Genomic DNA, 15,853 nt, shown 5'->3' on the forward strand with positions numbered 1-15,853 from the left:
TCGTAGACGCCGAGGGGGCCGTGGCGGAAGACGCAGCGGACGGCGTACCAGGACCGCTCGACCGGCGTGAAGCGCCAGCGGTGGACCGGACGGGTCACCAGGTCGGGCGCCGGGTCGGGGAGTTCGGGGAGCGCGGCGTCGTCCTCCGCGTCCCACCACGTGATGACGAGGACCCGGTCCTGCGGGGCGCGGAAGGTCTCGCGGCGCAGGGGGCGCTCCGCGAGCCGCCGGCCCTCGGCCCAGGCGAGCAGGTCGGCGCCCCGGCCCTGGACCGCCCGGGCCTCCCACATCAGTGCGACCGTCATGAGTAGAGGTTGTCCTTGGCGACCTCGTGCACATGGTCGTGACCGTGGCCGTGGTCCCGGGCGGGCCCGGAGCCGGGGACGTGCGGGTCCGTCACCGGCAGGGAGGAGTCCGCCGAGAGGTCCCAGCCGGACGCCGCACGGCCCCGGGCGACCATCTCCGCGCCCAGGGCGGCGACCATCGCGCCGTTGTCCGTGCACAGCTTGGGGCGGGGCACCCGCAGCCGGATGCCCGCCTTCTCGCAGCGCACCTGGGCCAGGACCCGCAGCCGGGAGTTGGCGGCGACACCGCCGCCGATCATCAGGTGGTCGACGCCCTCGTCCTTGCAGGCCCGGACGGCCTTGCGGGTCAGGACGTCCACGACCGCCTCCTGGAAGGAGGCCGCCACGTCCCGCACCGGCACCTCCTCGCCGGCCGCCCGCTTCGCCTCGATCCAGCGGGCGACGGCGGTCTTCAGCCCGGAGAAGGAGAAGTCGTACGCGGGGTCGCGCGGACCGGTCAGACCGCGCGGGAAGGCGATGGCGCCGGGGTCGCCCTCGCGGGCGTAGCGGTCGATGACCGGCCCGCCGGGGAAGCCCAGGTTCAGCACGCGCGCGATCTTGTCGAAGGCCTCGCCCGCCGCGTCGTCGATGGTGGCGCCCATCGGACGGACGTCGGAGGTGATGTCGAAGGACAGCAGCAGGGAGGAGTGGCCGCCGGAGACCAGCAGCGCCATCGTCGGCTCGGGCAGCGGACCGTGCTCCAGCTGGTCGACGCAGATGTGGGAGGCGAGGTGGTTGACGCCGTAGAGGGGCTTGCCGAGGGCGTAGGCGTACGTCTTCGCCGCCGAGACCCCGACCAGCAGCGCGCCGGCCAGGCCGGGCCCGGCGGTGACGGCGATGCCGTCGAGGTCCTTCGCGCTGACGCCCGCCTCCTTCAGCGCCCGGTCGATGGTGGGGACCATCGCCTCCAGGTGGGCGCGGGAGGCCACCTCGGGGACGACCCCGCCGAAGCGCGCGTGCTCGTCGACGCTGGAGGCGATGGCGTCGGCCAGCAGGGTGGTGCCCCGGACGATGCCGACGCCGGTCTCGTCGCAGGAGGTCTCGATGCCGAGGACGAGGGGTTCGTCAGCCATGGGTGTCGGTTCCTTGGTCGTCTTCTTCGTGGCGCAGGGACGCCGCTTCTTGGCGCAGGGAGGCCGCCGGGTCGGTCAGGCGCATGACCAGGGCGTCCACGTTGCCGGGCTGGTAGTAGCCGCGCCGGAAGCCGATCGCCTCGAAGCCGAAGCGTTCGTACAGCTTCTGCGCCCGGACGTTGTCGACCCGGCACTCCAGCATCACCTCGGCGCAGTCGAAGGCGGTCGCCGCCCTCAGCAGCTCGGTGAGCAGCCGGCTGCCGAGGCCGGTGCCCCACTGCTCGCGGGCGACGGCGATCGTCTGGACGTCGGCGCCCCGGGCGGAGCCGGTGTCGGACTCCGTGCCGGCGGAGGCGAGCCCGGCGTAGCCGACGACCCGTCCGTCCTGTTCGGCGACGAGATAGCGGCGGGTCGCCTCCGCCCCCCGGGCGTGCGCCAGCTCGGACCAGAACATGCCCCGGGACCAGGCGTCCTCGGGGAAGAGGTCCTTCTCCAGTTCCAGCACGGAATCGATGTCCCACCAGCGCATCTCGCGCAGGCGCGCAGTCACGGCGTCGGTCACTTGGGGGTGACCACCTTGTAGTTCTTGGGGACCTGGGCGTCCGGCCGGCGCAGGTACAGCGGGCGCGGGGCGGGCAGTTCCCGGCCGGCCGCCAGCCGTTCGGCGGCGAGGGAGGCGAGGGCCGCCGCCGAGACGTGCTCGGGCGCGTGCACGTCGGGGAAGGTGTCCGGGTACAGCAGCGCGCCCGCGCCGACGGCCGGCAGCCCGGCGACCCGGTCGGCGATGTCGGCGGGCCGGTCCACGGCGGGTTCCGTGACCCGGGTGCGGGAGTCGTCGTAGCGCGCCCAGTAGACCTCCTTGCGCCGGGCGTCGGTCGCCACGACGAAGGGTCCTTCGAGGTCGGAGGCGTACGCGAGGCCGTCCAGGGTGCACAGCCCGTGCACCGGGACGCCGAGCGCGAGGCCGAAGGTGTCGGCGGTCATCAGCCCGACGCGCAGGCCGGTGTAGGGGCCGGGGCCGACCCCGACGACGATCGCCGTGACGGCGTCCAGGGCACGCCCCGCCTCGGCGAGCAGCCGGTCGACGGCCGGCAGCAGCAGCTCGCCGTGCCGGCGGGCGTCCACCTGACCGGAGGAGGCGATGACGTCCGTGCCGTCGTGGAGCGCGACGGTGACGGCGGGGGTGGCGGTATCCAGAGCGAGCAAGAGCACGCAAACAGCCTACGGCTCCCGGGCGCCTGTGTCGGATGTCCGGGCGGAGCCCGTGACGGCTGCTACGGTCGCCAGGAAACAGGACATAACACAATTTTTCTTTTCATGGGGTGGTCGCCGGTGGCAGTCCGCAGCTCGACCCTCGTCGCCGGGCTCACGGCGGCGGCCGTGGCGACGGTCGGGTTCCTCGCCCACCAGGCCTCCACGAACGTCCCCCCGGGGCTCGCCCGGTCCGCCGGGGCCGCCACCCCCGCCGCCGCCCGCAAGGCGCCGCGCGACCGGGTGCACCCCACCGCGCTGCCCGGGAACTCGGGCACGGGCCGGCGGGTCGTGTACTCGCTGGACGACGACCGGGTGTGGCTGGTCGGCATGGCGGGCAACGTCGAGCGCACGTTCCACGTCACCCCGGGCCGGGTCGACCCGCCGCCCGGCGGTTACGCGGTGACCTCCCGCTCGGGCGCGGTCACCGGCACCGACGGCACCCCGGTGGAGCACGTCGTCCGGTTCGCCACGGTGGACGGTGTGGTCATCGGCTTCAGCGCGGCGGTGAAGGCCTTCGTCCCGGCGCCGGACGCGCCTGTGCGCACGGGCGGCATCCGGCAGACCCGGCCGGACGGGGACGCGATGTGGGACTTCGCGACGATCGGGCAACGGGTCGTGGTGATCCGGTGACGCCGGCCGCGATCCGGCGGGAAGGTTTCCGACAACCGGTCGGCAAAATGTTGCGTACGGCGTCTTGTGCGTGGTCACATGGTATCCCAGGGCTGGTTAGGTCTACCTAACCAGCCCCCTGTCCCCGGGAGGTGCCATGCCGGCCGACGAGCCCCAGACCACCGAGGCCAGGCCGCCCCGGCCGTTCACGCTCGCCGGGGTGTCCATGCGCGAGCTGCTCTCGTCGTGCGCCGCGGCCGAGGCCGTCTCGACACCCCCGCGCCTGCCCGACCCGGCCGGCACGGGAGAGCCCACGGAGCACCCGCGGGCGGCCTGACCCGAGGGGTCGCGCGCGCCTGACCCGGCTGGGGCCGCGAGCACGGCACAGCGGGCGGAGCACGCCCGGGCCGCGAGCACGGCACAGCGGGCGGAGCACGCCCGGGCCGCGAGCACGGCACAGCGGGCCGGGCACGCCCGGGTCGCGAGCACGGCACAGCGGGCCGGGCACGCCCGGGTCGCGAGCACGGCACAGCATGGGTGCCGCCCAGCCAGGCGAGCACGCTCAGCATGGGTGTACGCCCGGGTCGGCCGAGCACAGCTCAGCGTGCGAGGCAACACCCAGGTCGCGAGGACGCTCAGCATGGGTGTACGGCCGGGTCGGCCGGCACGACTCAGGAAGCGAGGCACACTCAGGTCGGCCGGCACGGCTCAGCGGGCGTAACACGCCCGGGCCGCGAGCGGGGCTCAGGTCGCGAGGACGCTGAGGTCGGTGCTCGTCCAGCGGGCGCCGAGGCCGGTGACGGTCACCTGGCGCACCTCGTCCGTGGTGTCGCCGACGGCCCGGTGGATGCGGACCTGGAGCCGTTCGTCGGTCAGCTCCTCGACCTTGCCCTCGCCCCACTCCACGACGATCACGGACTCGGGCAGGGACACGTCGAGGTCGAGGTCCTCCATCTCGTCGAGCCCGCCGCCGAGGCGGTAGGCGTCGACGTGGACGAGCGGCGGCCCGTCCCCGAGGGAGGGGTGGACGCGGGCGATCACGAAGGTCGGCGAGGTCACGGCCCCGCGCACCCCGAGCCCCTCCCCCAGCCCCCGGGTGAGGGTCGTCTTGCCCGCGCCGAGCTCCCCGCTGAGCATCGCGAGGTCGCCGGCCCGCAGCAGCTTGGCCAGTCGGCGGCCCAACTCCCGCATCTGTTCGGGGGAGGTGACGGTCAGCTCGATCTCAGCCGGGTTGCGCGGTGCCGCTGGTGCTTCCATAGCCCCCCACGGTAGCCCCTGCCGGGACGGCACCCGCGCGGGTGAGGAGGTCGGCGAGGCGGTCGGTGACCACTTCCGGGTGTTCCAGCATCACGAGGTGCCCGGCGTCCGGGACGAGCACGAGTTCGGCCTCGGGCAGCAGGTCGGCGATCGCCTCGCTGTGCTCGCTGGGTGTGACGAGGTCCCCGATGCCCGCCAGCACGAGCACCGGCATGGCGGTGAACAGCCCGAGCGCCTCGATCTTGTCGTGCTCGGTGAAGGCCGGGTAGAACTCGGCGACGACATCGATCGGCGTCCCCTCGATCATCCGCTCGGCGAACCGGGCGACGGCCGGATCGACGTCCTTCGAGGCGAACGAGTACCGCTTGATGATCCCCCCGAACAGATCGGCGGTGGCCCGCCGCCCCTTCTCCACCAGCGCGGCCTGCTGCCCGAGCGCCTTGAGCACCCCGGGGAGCACCCGCCGTACGGCGTTGACCCCGGCGACCGGCAGCCCGAAGTTGACCTCGCCGAGCCGGCCGGAGGAGGTCCCCACGAAGGCGGTGGCGACCACCCGCTCGCTCAGGAACTCCGGGTACTGAGCGGCCAGCGCCATCATGGTCATCCCGCCCATGGAGTGCCCGACCAGCACGATCGGCCCCTCGGGCACGGCCGCGTCGATCACGGCCCGCAGGTCCCGCCCGAGCTGGTCGATGGTGAGCGGTACGCCGTCCCGGAGCTGGTCCGCCCCGCGCGCGGACCGGCCGTGGCTGCGCTGGTCCCAGTGCACGGTCCGGACGACCCCGCGCAGCGCCGCCCGCTGGAAGTGCCAGGAGTCCTGTGTGAGGCAGTAGCCGTGGCTGAAGACGACGGTGACCGGAAGGGGCGCCTTGCGCCCGAACAGCCGGCGCCGCCGCCCCGCGGGCCCGCCCTGCGGCTCGACGTCGTCGACCTCGTAGTACAGCTCGGTGCCGTCGTCCGCGATCGCCTTGCCGGGGGTGCCGCGCAGTCCGCCGTACGGCCCCGCCGAGTCCAGGGCGAGCCGGGCCTTGGCCCGCATCCCGCGGCCCACGGTCATCCGCTCGATGGCGACCCCCGCCGCGGCGCCCGCGGCGATCACGCCTATCGCGGCGCCGGCGATACCGGTCGCCCGGCGCCAGCCCCCGGCCGCCCCCGTGGCGGAGACGACGGCGACGGCCGCCGAGGCGGCGTCCGCCACTGCCTCCGCACTGCTCTCGCTCACGTACCGCTCCTCCAGTCCACAAGGTGCTCGTCCAACAAGGTGCTTACACGGTGCTCGTCCACAGCGTGCCCGCAGCCTGTGTCACGGCTGTCGGAAGCTGCCGAAGCAATGTCCTACCCGCGGGTTACCCGCTTCGTCACTCGTTCACATAGACGCGTGGAACGCGTGTTCCGATGCGCGTGACGATTTCGTACCCGATGGTTCCGGCCGCCTGCGCCCAGTCCTCGGCGGTGGGCTCGCCGCGGTCGCCCGGCCCGAACAGCACGGCCTCCGCGCCGGCGCCCGGCTCGTCCCCGCCGAGATCGACGACGAACTGGTCCATGGCGATCCGCCCGGCGACCGTGCGCCACTTGCCGGCCACGAGGACGGGTCCGGTGCCGGAGGCGTGCCGGGGGATGCCGTCGGCGTACCCCAGCGGCACCAGGCCGAGGGTGGTCGTGCCGGGGGTCACGTAGTGGTGCCCGTAGCTGACGCCGTGTCCGCCCGGCACCTGCTTGACCAGCGCCAGCGAGGCGGCCAGCGTCATCACCGGGCGCAGCCCGAGGTCGGCGGCCGAGCCGAGCTGGGGGCTGGGCGACAGGCCGTACATCGCGACGCCCGGCCGGACCAGGTCGAAGTGGCTCTCGGGGACGGTGAGCGTGGCGGGCGAGTTGGCGATGTGCCGCACCTCGGGCCGTACGCCCCGTGCCTCGGCGTGCGCGACCATCTCCCGGAACAGCGCGAGCTGGGCGGCGACGGACGGGTGCCCGGGCTCGTCGGCGCAGGCGAAGTGCGACCACAGCCCGGTGATCCGCAGCAGCCCGCCCTCCTCGGCCTCCAGCGCGGCGGCGACGAGCCGTTCCCAGTCCTCGCCCGGCTGGCAGCCGTTGCGGCCGAGGCCGGTGTCGGCCTTGAGCTGCACCCGCGCGGGCCTGCCCGCGGCGTGCGCGGCGAGCACGACCTCCTCCAGGGCCCACAACCCGCTCAGGGACACGTCGAGATCGGCCTCGACGGCCTCCCGCCAGGGCCCTCCGGGCGTCCAGAGCCAGCACATGATCCTGACGTCGGCCGGCAGCGCCCCGGACCGGCGCAGGGCGAGCGCCTCCTCGGGGGTGGCGGTCCCCACCCACCCGGCCCCCGCCTCCACGGCGGCGCGGGCGCAGGCGAGGGCGCCGTGCCCGTACCCGTCGGCCTTGACCACCGCCATGAACGCGGCCCCCGGCGCCTTGGCGCGCAGGGTCCGCACATTGGCCCGCAGCGCGCCCAGGTCTATCTCGGCACGGGCGCGCGGCGGGGCGGAAGGGGTCACGGCGTTCTCACTCATCGCCGCCCAGTGTCTCAGAGGCCCCGCGGAGCACCGGAGTGCCGGGCCGCACCGACCCGCCCGCCTTTCGCCGCCGCACGCCGTACGTCCCACGCCCCTCGCATCCGCCACGTCCGGCACGTCCGGCACGTCCGCCCCGTCCGGCAGGTCGTACGGGCGCACCCGCGCCGGTGGCCGGCCCGAGCGGTATGCCGCGCCACCGGCCGGTACCCCGCCGCCGGGCGGGGCGCCTTGCCGGAAGCCCGTGCGGAGACGCCGCGGCACCGGCCCGGTCCCACACCCGCCGCACCTCCGTCCCCGCCGCCAGGTACCTTTCGACGCCCCCTCGTCCCGCACACCCGCCACCCGTCCGGAATCGCGTCCGCCACGTCCCACCTCCCTGAGGTGGGACGCCCCGCGCCGGGAGCCCCTGCGGAAGCGCTGCGGCACCGGCCCGGTCCCCCGCCGCCAGGCACCTTGCCGGGAGCCCGTGCGGAAGCGCCGCCGCGTCGGCCGTGTGCCGCGACGCCGTCGCCGCCAGGTGCCGCTCAGCGCCCCCCGTCCCGCACATCCCGCCACGCGTCCGGGATCGCGTCCGCCACGTCATGGGCCCCCACCGGCGCGCCCCGCGCCGCCAGCCGGCCCGCGAGTCCGTGCAGATACGCCGCGACACTGCCCGCGTCCAGCGGCGACAACCCCGCCGCCAGCAGTGACCCGGCGAGCCCCGACAGCACGTCCCCGCTTCCGGCCGTGGCCAGCCAGGGCGTGCCGGTCGCGTTCACCCGCACCGGTCCGCCGCCCGGGGCCGCGGGGTCCGCGACCAGGGTGGTCGACCCCTTCAGCAGCACGGTCGCCGCGTACCGCCCGGCCAGCTCCCGTACGGCGGCCAGCCGGGCCCCTTCGACCTCCTCCCGGGTCACCCCCAGGAGCGCGGCGGCCTCCCCGGCGTGCGGGGTCATCAGGGTCGGCGCGCCGCGCCCCCGTACCGCCTTCCGCTCCGCGAGCCGCAGGCCGTCCGCGTCCAGCAGCACCGGCACGTCGGTCGCCAGCACCTCGGCGACGGTCGCGGCGTCCTCCCCGGCGCCCGGCCCCACCACCCACGCCTGGACCCGTCCCGCCTTCTGCGGCCCCCGGTCCGACACCAGCGTCTCGGGGAACCGCGCGAGCACGGCCTGCCCGGCGGGCCCGACGTACCGTACGGCCCCCGCGCCGCCCCGCAGCGCCCCGGCGACGGCCAGCACGGCGGCCCCGGGGTAGCGCGCGGACCCGGCGGCGATGCCCACCACGCCCCGCCGGTACTTGTCGCTCGCGCCCCCCGGTTCGGGCAGCAGCGCGGCGACGTCCGTGTGCTGGAGCGCCTCCAGCTCGGCCCCCGCCGGCAGGACGTCCCCGAGCCCGATGTCGACGAGGCGCACCACGCCCGCGTGCTCCCGCGCGGGGTCGATCAGCAGCCCCGGCTTGTGCGTCCCGAACGTGACCGTCACATCGGCCCGTACGGCGGTCCCGCGCACCTCCCCGCTGTCCGCCTCCACCCCGCTGGGCAGGTCGACGGCGACGACGACGGCCCCCGACCGCTCGGCGGCCTCGACCAGCGCCGCCGCGTCGGGCCGCAACCCGCCCTTGCCCCCGATCCCGACGATCCCGTCCACGACGAGGTCGGCCCGCAGGACGACCTCCTCGGCCGCCTCCACCCCCACCACGGCGCCCCCGGCCCGCCGCAGCGCGGCGAGGCCCCCGCCGTGCGCCCGGTCGGGCGCGAGCAGCACCGCGCTCACCCCGGCTCCCCGCCGGGCCAGCCGCGCCCCGGCGTACAGGGCGTCACCGCCGTTGTCCCCGCTGCCCACCAGGAGCACGACCCGCTGTCCGGACACCCGCCCGAGCGCCTGCGCGCAGGCGACGGCGAGTCCGGCGGCGGCCCGCTGCATCAGCGCCCCTTCGGGCAGCCGCCCCATCAGCTCCCGCTCGGCGCTCCGGACCGTGTCCACAGAGAAGGCAGTACGCATGCCGCAAGTCTCACATCAACCTCCTTGGGTGTCGCGCCCGTTGCCCGTCAGCGCGGGGGACCGGGCTCGGCGGCGTCGGCCGGTGCCGTGTCCTCGCGGGCCGTCCCGGCCTGCGCGTAGAGGATGTCGCGGGCCTGCTCGGCGGCGCGGACCATGCTCTCGCCCACGAAGTCGACGAAGCGGGCGATGTTCTCCAGCCGCACGGCGGCCGGCGTGTCGGGGCCGAGGACGCTGACACCCCGGCGCGCGGTCTCGGCGAGCTGGGTGTGGGACCGGGCGCTGGCGATCATCCCCTGGTACCAGACGTCGGTGTCGACGACGTAGCGTTCGCGGCGGCCTTCCCCGCGCTCGCGGCGGATGAGGCCCATGTTCTCCAGGAGCGCGACCGCCTTGGAGACGGACGCCGGGCTGACCTGGAGCCGCTGGACGAGTTCGGACGCCGTGAGGCTGCCCTCGTCGGTGGTGTAGACGCAGGCCAGCACCCCGGACGCCATCCGGGGCAGACCCTGCTGCATGAAGATCGTCGTGAATGTCTCCTCGTACGCCCGTACGGCCTCGGCGTCCCGCCCGTGGGGCGGCGCGGGCCGGTCCGCGGGCCGGGGGACGCTGCGCCTGCGGCGGTGGGCGCGGTGTTCGGCGGCGCGGTGGGCGAGGTCGGCGCGGTAGCCGGTGGGGCCGCCGTTGCGCAGGACCTCGCGCGTGACGGTCGAGGTCGGGCGGTCCAGGCGTCTGGCGATCTCCGCGTAGGCGAGGCCGTCGGCCAGCCCCAGCGCGATCTGCTGACGCTCCTGCTGGGTGAGTCTGCCTCCCGGCATCGCGGCCTCCTTCGCGGTCCGTACCACCCGAAGCATAGCCTTCACGCCTCACTCATTGCAACGACAAGATCCGGAACCGTTGCATTGAATACACAACCGTTGCAACGATTTACCTGCCTCTACCTGCACTGATAATGATTCATCGCAACGACAATGTTGCCGCACTCATGAACGCAACGTAGCTTTTCCCTCATCGGAAACCCAGAGACGACACCGACGACACAGCCAAGGAGCACACCATGCAGAAGTTCGACACCCCCGCCCCGGTCTCCGCGATCCTCGACGTCCCCGCGGGCCGCATCCAGTTCATCGCCGCCGACCGCGCGGACACCACCGTCGAGGTCCGGCCCGCGGACCCCTCCAAGAGCCGCGACGTGAAGGCCGCGGAGGAGATCGAGGTCGGCTACGGCGACGGCGTCCTGCGGATCGAGGCCGCCCCCGCGAAGAACCGGGTCCTCGGCAACGCCGGGTCCGTCGAGGTGACCGTCCAGCTCCCCGCCGGTTCCCGGGTGGAGGGCAGGGCCGCCGCGGCCGAACTCCGGGGCGTGGGCCGGCTCGGCGACATCGCCTTCGAGGGCGCGTACCGCCGGATCAAGATCGACGAGGCCGCGGGGGTCCGCCTCACCGCGGTCGACGGCGACGTCGAGATCGGCCGCCTGAACGGCCCCGCGGAGATCAGCACCGCGCGGGGCGACATCCGGATCGCCGAGGCCGTACGCGGCTCCGTCGTCCTGAGCACCCGGTCGGGCGACATCTCGGTGACCGCGGCCGCCGGGGTCTCGGCCGTCCTGGACGCCGGCACCGGCCACGGCCGGGTCAGCAACACCCTCAAGAACGACGGCGCCGCCGCACTCGACATCCGCGCCACCACCTCCCACGGCGACATCACCGCCGCCGCCGGCTGATCCACGGCCCACGGAGCACGGTCGGTTCGCCGGGCCCACCGGGTACAGGCTCGGCACCGACCGCCATGACGAACGGCCGCCATGACGAACGACCACCATGGCGGTCCCCCGCGCTATCCCTCCGCGATCACCACGGCCGAGGCCACCCCGGCGTCATGGCTCAACGACACATGCCACCCCCGCACCCCCAGCTCCGCCGCCCGGGCCGCCACGCTCCCCCGCACCCGCAGCCGCGGCTGCCCGCTCTCCTCCACGAACACCTCGACGTCCGTCCACAGCAGCCCCGGCGGCGCCCCCAGCGCCTTGGCCAGCGCCTCCTTCGCCGCGAACCGTGCCGCCAGCGAGGCGACCCCCCGCTGCTCCCCGCTCGGCAGCAGCAACTCGCGCTCGACGAAAAGCCGCCGGGCGAGCGCGGGCGTCCGCTCCAGCGACGCCGCGAACCGTTCGATCTCGGCCACGTCGATACCGACCCCGATGATGCTCATGCCGAGCACTCTAGGGCGGGGCACAGGTCAGCTCGTGGTGCCGCCGTGGTCCCGCAGGACGTTCACAGCCCTGTCGAAGGCGGAGTCCCTCTTCTTGTCGAACTCCTCCTTGGTGAAGACCGGCTCGGTGAGGTGCGGCGGAATGCCCGTACCGTCGAAGGTCCTGCCCGACCGGGTCAGGAACTCCTCGTTCGGCAGCCAGGCCGACATGCCGTTGGGGAGCTTGCGTGCCATGACGTCCGAGAAGACGCCCTGTGTGGGCTGCCCGATCCGGACCGTCCTGCCGGGCCGGCCCATGAGGGCCTGGGTGAAGGTCTCCCCCGCGCTGAAGGTCGAGCCGCCGGTCAGCACGGCGACCGGCCCGGTGTGACGGGGGCCCTGGGCGGGCGTGACGTACACGGGCTCCGGGCGGGTGTGCCGGGTGGGGTCGGCGGGGTCGTTGCGCGCCCGCTTGGCATAGGCGAGGTAAGGGGTGTCGGTGAGGCGCCGGGCGATGTGGATCCCCAGGGCGTCGGAGCCGCCGCCATTGATGCGCAGGTCGATGATCAGGCCCTTCGGGCGCTGGGAGCGGTCCCGGCCGAGGACCGTCTCGAGTGCCCTGTCGAGCTCGGCCAGCTGGGCGGCGTAGGAAGTGTCGTCGCCCGCGTACCCGCCGAAGCCGGAGATCCGCAGATAGCCCTGCCCGCCGGGGAGGTCGGCGTAGGTGATCCGGCCGTGGGCGAAGTCCTGGAGGTTCCGGGCGTCCTCGAGGTCGCGCTCCACGATGAACTTCTTGACCCGGGCGTCCAGTTCCCCGGTGGGCACGACGGTGCCGGGGCGGACCCGGGAGAAGATGCGGTTGCCGTCCTGGACGACGACGTGGGCGTCGTGGAGCGGCTCGACCATCTCGCCGAGGACGGCGTAGAGCTCGTCCCGCGTCGTCCCGGCGTGTACGCGGGGACGGTACCGGTCGCGGACCTTGTGCCAGTCGACGCCCTTCGACGCGAAGAAGGGGTAGTTCTCCTCGAAGGTCTGCCAGAAGACGTCGAAGGTCGCGACGGGGTCCTCGGCCGTCGGGCGCGCGCAGGCCTCGGGCAGCGCCGGGATGCGCCGGAGGTTCCGGCTGCCGACGGAGGCGTCCGCCCGCAGGGAGGCGTGGTCGCGGTCCCCCTCGGCGCGCACGGTCAGGACGACGCCGTCGGGCGTGGTGTAGGTGCCGGGACCGGTCCGCTGCGCGGAGTCACCCTCGGTACAGCTGACGGCGGTGGTCTGGTACTCCTGGAACGCTCCGTTCCGGATGGATAACACCGTGCCGTAGCCGTCCACGCGCCAGAATCCGTCGGTGGTCGGCTGTTGGGCGTGGGCGTGGGCGGCGGGCGCGGCGTGGGCGGCGGGCGCGGCTTGGCCGGCGAGGGCCAGCGCGACGGCGGTGGCCGTGAGGATGCGCACGATCTTGCCTTCTCTGTGGGCGGCTTGCTCGGGACAGCCCCACCGTCGCCGACCCGGCGTCCTCCCGGCCATCCGGCTGTCCGGTCGATCCGGGGTGGGGCCAGCCCCCGCTGCCTACCGGCGGCTTCCGGGGCGATCACGTCGCGGCGCCGGCGCGCGCGGCAAGCCGACAGGCCGTCCCCGTTACGGAGGGAAAGGTCGTCCTGCTGCCGTGAAACGCCGTCAGTGCCGCGCGGCGAGCCTCTCGCCCAGCCGGTCCAGGAACAGGAAGAGGACGGCGAGGCAGAGCAGCGGGAGGCCCAGGAGCAGCAGCCACGGGTGCGTCGGCCGGTCGGTGAAGAGCAGCCAGGTGAAGACGACGAACGCCGCGCCGGCGACGACCATGCAGCCGACGACCGCCCGCCCGAAGGCCGAGCGCCGCCGCGCCCTGCGCCCGATGAGCGCTTCCAGCTCGGACCGCGTCCGCGGGGCCAGGTACCCCAGCCGTACGGCGGTGGCGGACAGGTCGGCGACCTCGCCGACCGGGTCGTCCACCTGTTGCTCGTCGAGCTGGAAGAGCCGGATCCGGCGCCCTTGGGTGTCGTACAGGTACGCCGGCCAGCGAGGGCTGCCGCCGCGTCGGCCGCCCTCGACCCGGATGCCGTAGATCTCGGACCAGGCCCGGGTGCGGGTCCGCAGCGGTCCGCGTGCGGTGACGCCCTCGGCGGTGACGGACGTCCGCGCCCGCCATTGCTCCAGCGCCGCGCGGGTGCCGATGACGGCCCAGAACGCCGGGGTCACGAGGTCCGAGAGCCTGATGCCCGGCGCCGTCAGCCGCAGCAGGCCCACCCCGACCACCACCGTCGCGGCCACCAGGCTGCCGTACACCACCGGCGCCGTCCGCCGTCTGCGGTACTCCCGCCCGATCCCCTCGCCCATCCCGGCTCCCCCCGCTCGGCGGCAGGTTACAGCTGCCGGCTCGCACCGCACGTGCGCGGCAGGCCTACTCGACCGTCACCGACTTCGCCAGGTTGCGCGGCTGGTCCACCTCGTTGCCCCGGGCCGTCGCCAGCTCGCAGGCGAACACCTGCAACGGCACGGTGGCCACCAGCGGCTGCAGCAGCGTCGGCGTCGCGGGGATGCGTACGAGGTATGCCGGCGAGGAACCCCGAACAGATCCCTCAGCCGCGCAAGCGTCAGAGCCCTCCCGCCGGGCCGCGCATCAAGTCGCTCTGGGCCTCCTGGGCCCCGGCTCTCGGCCTGCGGTCGGTCGCCCTGATGTCCGCGGTCTGGGTCTCGCTCGGCGCGATCCTCACCGCCCACGAGGCGCGCGCCGAGAACCCGAACTGGCATGACGTGATCAGCTTCTGGATCTTCTGGTTCCCGTTGGCCGCCCTGACGGTGGCCCGCCACCGGGCCCGCCGCCACAGACAGGCCTGAGCCGGTCACGCCGGATACGGGACGGCCTCCCGCGCCGAGCGGAGCGCGAAGGCCCACCAGGCCAACTGGTCGAGGAGGGTCTTGGCGTACCCGGCGGCCCCGGTGTCGAGGGGTCGGCCGTCCTCCCACGCGGTGAAGTAGTTCGGGAAGGCGAGACCGTCACGGATCGTCACCGCGTGCAGTTCGGTCAGCACGTTCTCCAGGTGCAGCACGGCGTGCCGGCCGCCCGCCGCGCCGCCGTAGCTGACGAAGGCGACGGGCTTGGCCGTCCACTGGGTGAAGTGCCAGTCGATGGCGGCCTTCAGGGACGCGGGATAGCTGTGGTTGTACTCCGGTGTGACGAGGACGAACGCGTCGGCGCCCTCCAGCGCCGAGGTCAGGGCGGCCATCCCGGCCGGACGGGGATAGTCGTCGCCGGCGAACTTGGGCGACGCGGCGGGCAGCTCCCACGGGATCTCTACGTCGGCCAGATCGACGACGTCGACCTCGAACCCGCCGTGCGTCCGCGCCTGTTCGGCGACCCACGCCCCCACGACCGGCCCGAACCGCCCTTCCCGGACGCTCCCGACGACGACGACCAGCTTGTGCTTCTTCTCGTTCTGGTTCTCCATGTCCACCACGATCGGCCGCGCCCCGTACGGCAGCCAGACCGCGCCGAGGCTGGCCCCCGCAGGGCCAGGCTGAGCCCTCCACGACCGGCGGGAGGGCGCCGTAGGGTCGACGGCATGGGGACACCACTGGGGGACTTCGTACGGGCCAAACGCGACAGCATCCAGCCGGAGTCGCTGGGGCTGCCGGACCACGGCCGCCGCCGTTCGCCGGGGTTGCGCCGCTCGGATTTGGCGGCCCGGGCCGGTATCAGCGTCGAGTATCTGACCCGGCTGGAGCAGGGCCGTGACCGCAACCCCTCCCCGGCCGTGGTGAACGCGCTCGCCGACGGCCTGAGCCTCGCCCCCTCCGAACGCGAGCACCTGCGCTACCTGGCGAAGATCACAGGCGGCGCCTGCCCCTCGCACACCCGCCCGGCGCCCCCGCCCCGCGAGGTGCGCGCCTCGGTCCTGGACACCCTGCGTCTCCTCGAACCGGGCATCGCCGTGGTGACCAACCGCCTGGGCGACCTTCTCGCCCGCACCGGCGCCTTCGAGAAGCTGGCCGAGGGGACGGGCCTGCTCGACGGCGACGCCCCGAACCTCACCCGCTATGTCTTCACGGACCCCCGGGCCCGGGCGTTCTTCGCCGACTGGGACGCCGTGGCCGACGAGCAGGCCTTCGATCTGTGGCTCGGCCCGTCCGTGGAGAACACGGAGTGGTTCGCCACGGAACTGGCCCCGTCGGCGGGCCCGGAGTTCACCCGCCGACTGCACCACCATCGGGTCCCGCCCCGTGGGACCCTCCGCCTGAACCACCCCTCCGGCCCCGAACTCCGTCTCCGCCGCGAGACTCTGGAGATCTCCTCGGACGCGCAGCAGATGAGGGTCTTCCTCCCGGCGGACGAAAAGACCGCCCAGGCACTCGAACAGCTCGACGACCGCTCCCGGAACGGGCTCAGAGCCGTCTCGTGACCCCGAAGCGGTGTCAGGAGAAGGAAGAAGACGGGGCGAACTCCCACGACCGGACGGCCGGCGTCACGGAGGCGCTCTTCGCCCTGCTGGACTAGGAGAACCAGCTACTGCGTCTGGAGGCCGCGTACGGCCTCGCCCTCCGCGACGACCCCCGCACCGACGAGGCCTACGACCGGGCGGGGCCGTTCGGCCCCG

Annotated in this window: 17 protein-coding genes and 1 pseudogene; 5 read left to right on the plus strand and 13 right to left on the minus strand. The window is 74.3% G+C overall.

Going from position 1 to position 15,853, the window contains the following annotated elements; genetic code table 11:
- Positions 1-68 precede the first annotated feature (68 nt).
- The 4 genes and pseudogenes from U5640_RS17790 to tsaB form a co-directional block, all read right to left on the minus strand.
- Positions 69-305 (minus strand): annotated as a pseudogene (locus tag U5640_RS17790) (hypothetical protein); the annotation flags it as partial.
- Positions 302-1,417, minus strand: coding sequence for a tRNA (adenosine(37)-N6)-threonylcarbamoyltransferase complex transferase subunit TsaD (gene tsaD / locus U5640_RS17795; protein WP_340376774.1), 1,116 nt, complete (start codon positions 1,415-1,417; stop codon positions 302-304). The gene tsaD and the pseudogene U5640_RS17790, both read right to left, overlap by 4 nt.
- Complete coding sequence (gene rimI, locus U5640_RS17800; protein ID WP_340385175.1) at positions 1,410-1,946, minus strand: ribosomal protein S18-alanine N-acetyltransferase; 537 nt, start codon at positions 1,944-1,946, stop codon at positions 1,410-1,412. The genes tsaD and rimI overlap by 8 nt, the downstream gene beginning before the upstream one ends.
- A 29-nt stretch (positions 1,947-1,975) precedes the next feature.
- The gene (gene tsaB, locus U5640_RS17805; RefSeq protein ID WP_340376775.1) at positions 1,976-2,629 is read right to left on the minus strand and encodes a tRNA (adenosine(37)-N6)-threonylcarbamoyltransferase complex dimerization subunit type 1 TsaB; all 654 of its coding nucleotides are present in this window, start codon (positions 2,627-2,629) and stop codon (positions 1,976-1,978) included.
- 120 nt (positions 2,630-2,749) lie between these two features.
- On the opposite strand from tsaB, the gene U5640_RS17810 reads away from it, so the two are divergent.
- Positions 2,750-3,301 (plus strand): hypothetical protein, encoded by a 552-nt coding sequence (locus U5640_RS17810; protein ID WP_340376776.1) that lies wholly within the window; start codon positions 2,750-2,752, stop codon positions 3,299-3,301.
- 136 nt (positions 3,302-3,437) lie between these two features.
- Entirely contained in the window at positions 3,438-3,617 is a 180-nt protein-coding gene (locus U5640_RS17815) for a hypothetical protein (protein ID WP_340376777.1), read from the plus strand.
- A 407-nt stretch (positions 3,618-4,024) separates the two neighbouring features.
- On the opposite strand, the gene tsaE is transcribed toward U5640_RS17815, so the two are convergent.
- From tsaE to U5640_RS17840, 5 genes are all read right to left on the minus strand, one after another.
- A complete protein-coding gene (tsaE, locus tag U5640_RS17820; RefSeq protein WP_340376778.1) occupies positions 4,025-4,537 on the minus strand; it encodes a tRNA (adenosine(37)-N6)-threonylcarbamoyltransferase complex ATPase subunit type 1 TsaE in 513 nt (170 codons plus the stop codon).
- Entirely contained in the window at positions 4,503-5,759 is a 1,257-nt protein-coding gene (locus U5640_RS17825; RefSeq protein ID WP_340376779.1) for an alpha/beta hydrolase, read from the minus strand. Before U5640_RS17825 ends, tsaE begins: the two co-directional genes overlap by 35 nt.
- A gap of 136 nt (positions 5,760-5,895) precedes the next feature.
- Positions 5,896-7,062 carry an alanine racemase gene (gene alr / locus U5640_RS17830; protein WP_340376780.1) on the minus strand — a complete coding sequence of 389 codons (1,167 nt, stop codon included), beginning with the start codon at positions 7,060-7,062 and terminating at the stop codon, positions 5,896-5,898.
- 527 nt (positions 7,063-7,589) lie between these two features.
- Complete coding sequence (locus U5640_RS17835; protein ID WP_340376781.1) at positions 7,590-9,044, minus strand: NAD(P)H-hydrate dehydratase; 1,455 nt, start codon at positions 9,042-9,044, stop codon at positions 7,590-7,592.
- 47 nt (positions 9,045-9,091) lie between these two features.
- Positions 9,092-9,859 carry a helix-turn-helix domain-containing protein gene (locus U5640_RS17840; RefSeq protein ID WP_340376782.1) on the minus strand — a complete coding sequence of 256 codons (768 nt, stop codon included), beginning with the start codon at positions 9,857-9,859 and terminating at the stop codon, positions 9,092-9,094.
- Positions 9,860-10,098: 239 nt separating this feature from the next.
- On the opposite strand from U5640_RS17840, the gene U5640_RS17845 reads away from it, so the two are divergent.
- On the plus strand, positions 10,099-10,764 hold the full coding sequence (locus U5640_RS17845) for a DUF4097 family beta strand repeat-containing protein (protein WP_340376783.1): 666 nt from the start codon (positions 10,099-10,101) through the stop codon (positions 10,762-10,764).
- Between the two features lie 113 nt (positions 10,765-10,877).
- Here the strand turns inward: U5640_RS17845 and U5640_RS17850 are convergent, their stop codons facing one another.
- From U5640_RS17850 to U5640_RS17860, 3 genes are all read right to left on the minus strand, one after another.
- Positions 10,878-11,249 (minus strand): holo-ACP synthase, encoded by a 372-nt coding sequence (locus U5640_RS17850; RefSeq protein ID WP_340376784.1) that lies wholly within the window; start codon positions 11,247-11,249, stop codon positions 10,878-10,880.
- A gap of 27 nt (positions 11,250-11,276) precedes the next feature.
- Positions 11,277-12,677, minus strand: a complete 1,401-nt coding sequence (locus U5640_RS17855) for a S41 family peptidase (RefSeq protein ID WP_340376785.1) — start codon at positions 12,675-12,677, stop codon at positions 11,277-11,279.
- 222 nt (positions 12,678-12,899) lie between these two features.
- Positions 12,900-13,595: a PH domain-containing protein gene (locus U5640_RS17860; RefSeq protein WP_340376786.1), complete on the minus strand. Its 696-nt coding sequence runs from the start codon at positions 13,593-13,595 to the stop codon at positions 12,900-12,902.
- 213 nt (positions 13,596-13,808) lie between these two features.
- Here U5640_RS17860 and U5640_RS17865 point away from each other — a divergent pair, with 213 nt between their 5' ends.
- Positions 13,809-14,096: a hypothetical protein gene (locus tag U5640_RS17865; protein WP_340376787.1), complete on the plus strand. Its 288-nt coding sequence runs from the start codon at positions 13,809-13,811 to the stop codon at positions 14,094-14,096.
- Between the two features lie 5 nt (positions 14,097-14,101).
- Here U5640_RS17865 and U5640_RS17870 read toward each other — a convergent pair whose 3' ends face one another.
- Positions 14,102-14,707, minus strand: coding sequence for an NAD(P)H-dependent oxidoreductase (locus U5640_RS17870; RefSeq protein WP_340376788.1), 606 nt, complete (start codon positions 14,705-14,707; stop codon positions 14,102-14,104).
- Positions 14,708-14,821: 114 nt separating this feature from the next.
- Here U5640_RS17870 and U5640_RS17875 point away from each other — a divergent pair, with 114 nt between their 5' ends.
- On the plus strand, positions 14,822-15,658 hold the full coding sequence (locus U5640_RS17875; protein WP_340376789.1) for a helix-turn-helix transcriptional regulator: 837 nt from the start codon (positions 14,822-14,824) through the stop codon (positions 15,656-15,658).
- Positions 15,659-15,853 lie beyond the last annotated feature (195 nt).

The sequence above is a fragment of the Streptomyces sp. SS7 genome (assembly GCF_037993025.1).
Taxonomy (GTDB): domain Bacteria; phylum Actinomycetota; class Actinomycetes; order Streptomycetales; family Streptomycetaceae; genus Streptomyces.

What these genes read in the sequence shown, in the direction of transcription:
- tsaD (WP_340376774.1), bottom strand. Translation starts at nt 1,417, where the DNA reads ATGGCTGACGAACCCCTCGTCCTCGGCATCGAGACCTCCTGCGACGAG.
- rimI (WP_340385175.1), bottom strand. Translation starts at nt 1,946, where the DNA reads ATGCGCTGGTGGGACATCGATTCCGTGCTGGAACTGGAGAAGGACCTC.
- U5640_RS17815 (WP_340376777.1), top strand. Translation starts at nt 3,438, where the DNA reads ATGCCGGCCGACGAGCCCCAGACCACCGAGGCCAGGCCGCCCCGGCCG.
- tsaE (WP_340376778.1), bottom strand. Translation starts at nt 4,537, where the DNA reads ATGGAAGCACCAGCGGCACCGCGCAACCCGGCTGAGATCGAGCTGACC.
- alr (WP_340376780.1), bottom strand. Translation starts at nt 7,062, where the DNA reads ATGAGTGAGAACGCCGTGACCCCTTCCGCCCCGCCGCGCGCCCGTGCC.
- U5640_RS17835 (WP_340376781.1), bottom strand. Translation starts at nt 9,044, where the DNA reads ATGCGTACTGCCTTCTCTGTGGACACGGTCCGGAGCGCCGAGCGGGAG.
- U5640_RS17840 (WP_340376782.1), bottom strand. Translation starts at nt 9,859, where the DNA reads ATGCCGGGAGGCAGACTCACCCAGCAGGAGCGTCAGCAGATCGCGCTG.
- U5640_RS17845 (WP_340376783.1), top strand. Translation starts at nt 10,099, where the DNA reads ATGCAGAAGTTCGACACCCCCGCCCCGGTCTCCGCGATCCTCGACGTC.
- U5640_RS17850 (WP_340376784.1), bottom strand. Translation starts at nt 11,249, where the DNA reads ATGAGCATCATCGGGGTCGGTATCGACGTGGCCGAGATCGAACGGTTC.
- U5640_RS17860 (WP_340376786.1), bottom strand. Translation starts at nt 13,595, where the DNA reads ATGGGCGAGGGGATCGGGCGGGAGTACCGCAGACGGCGGACGGCGCCG.
- U5640_RS17865 (WP_340376787.1), top strand. Translation starts at nt 13,809, where the DNA reads ATGCCGGCGAGGAACCCCGAACAGATCCCTCAGCCGCGCAAGCGTCAG.
- U5640_RS17870 (WP_340376788.1), bottom strand. Translation starts at nt 14,707, where the DNA reads ATGGAGAACCAGAACGAGAAGAAGCACAAGCTGGTCGTCGTCGTCGGG.
- U5640_RS17875 (WP_340376789.1), top strand. Translation starts at nt 14,822, where the DNA reads ATGGGGACACCACTGGGGGACTTCGTACGGGCCAAACGCGACAGCATC.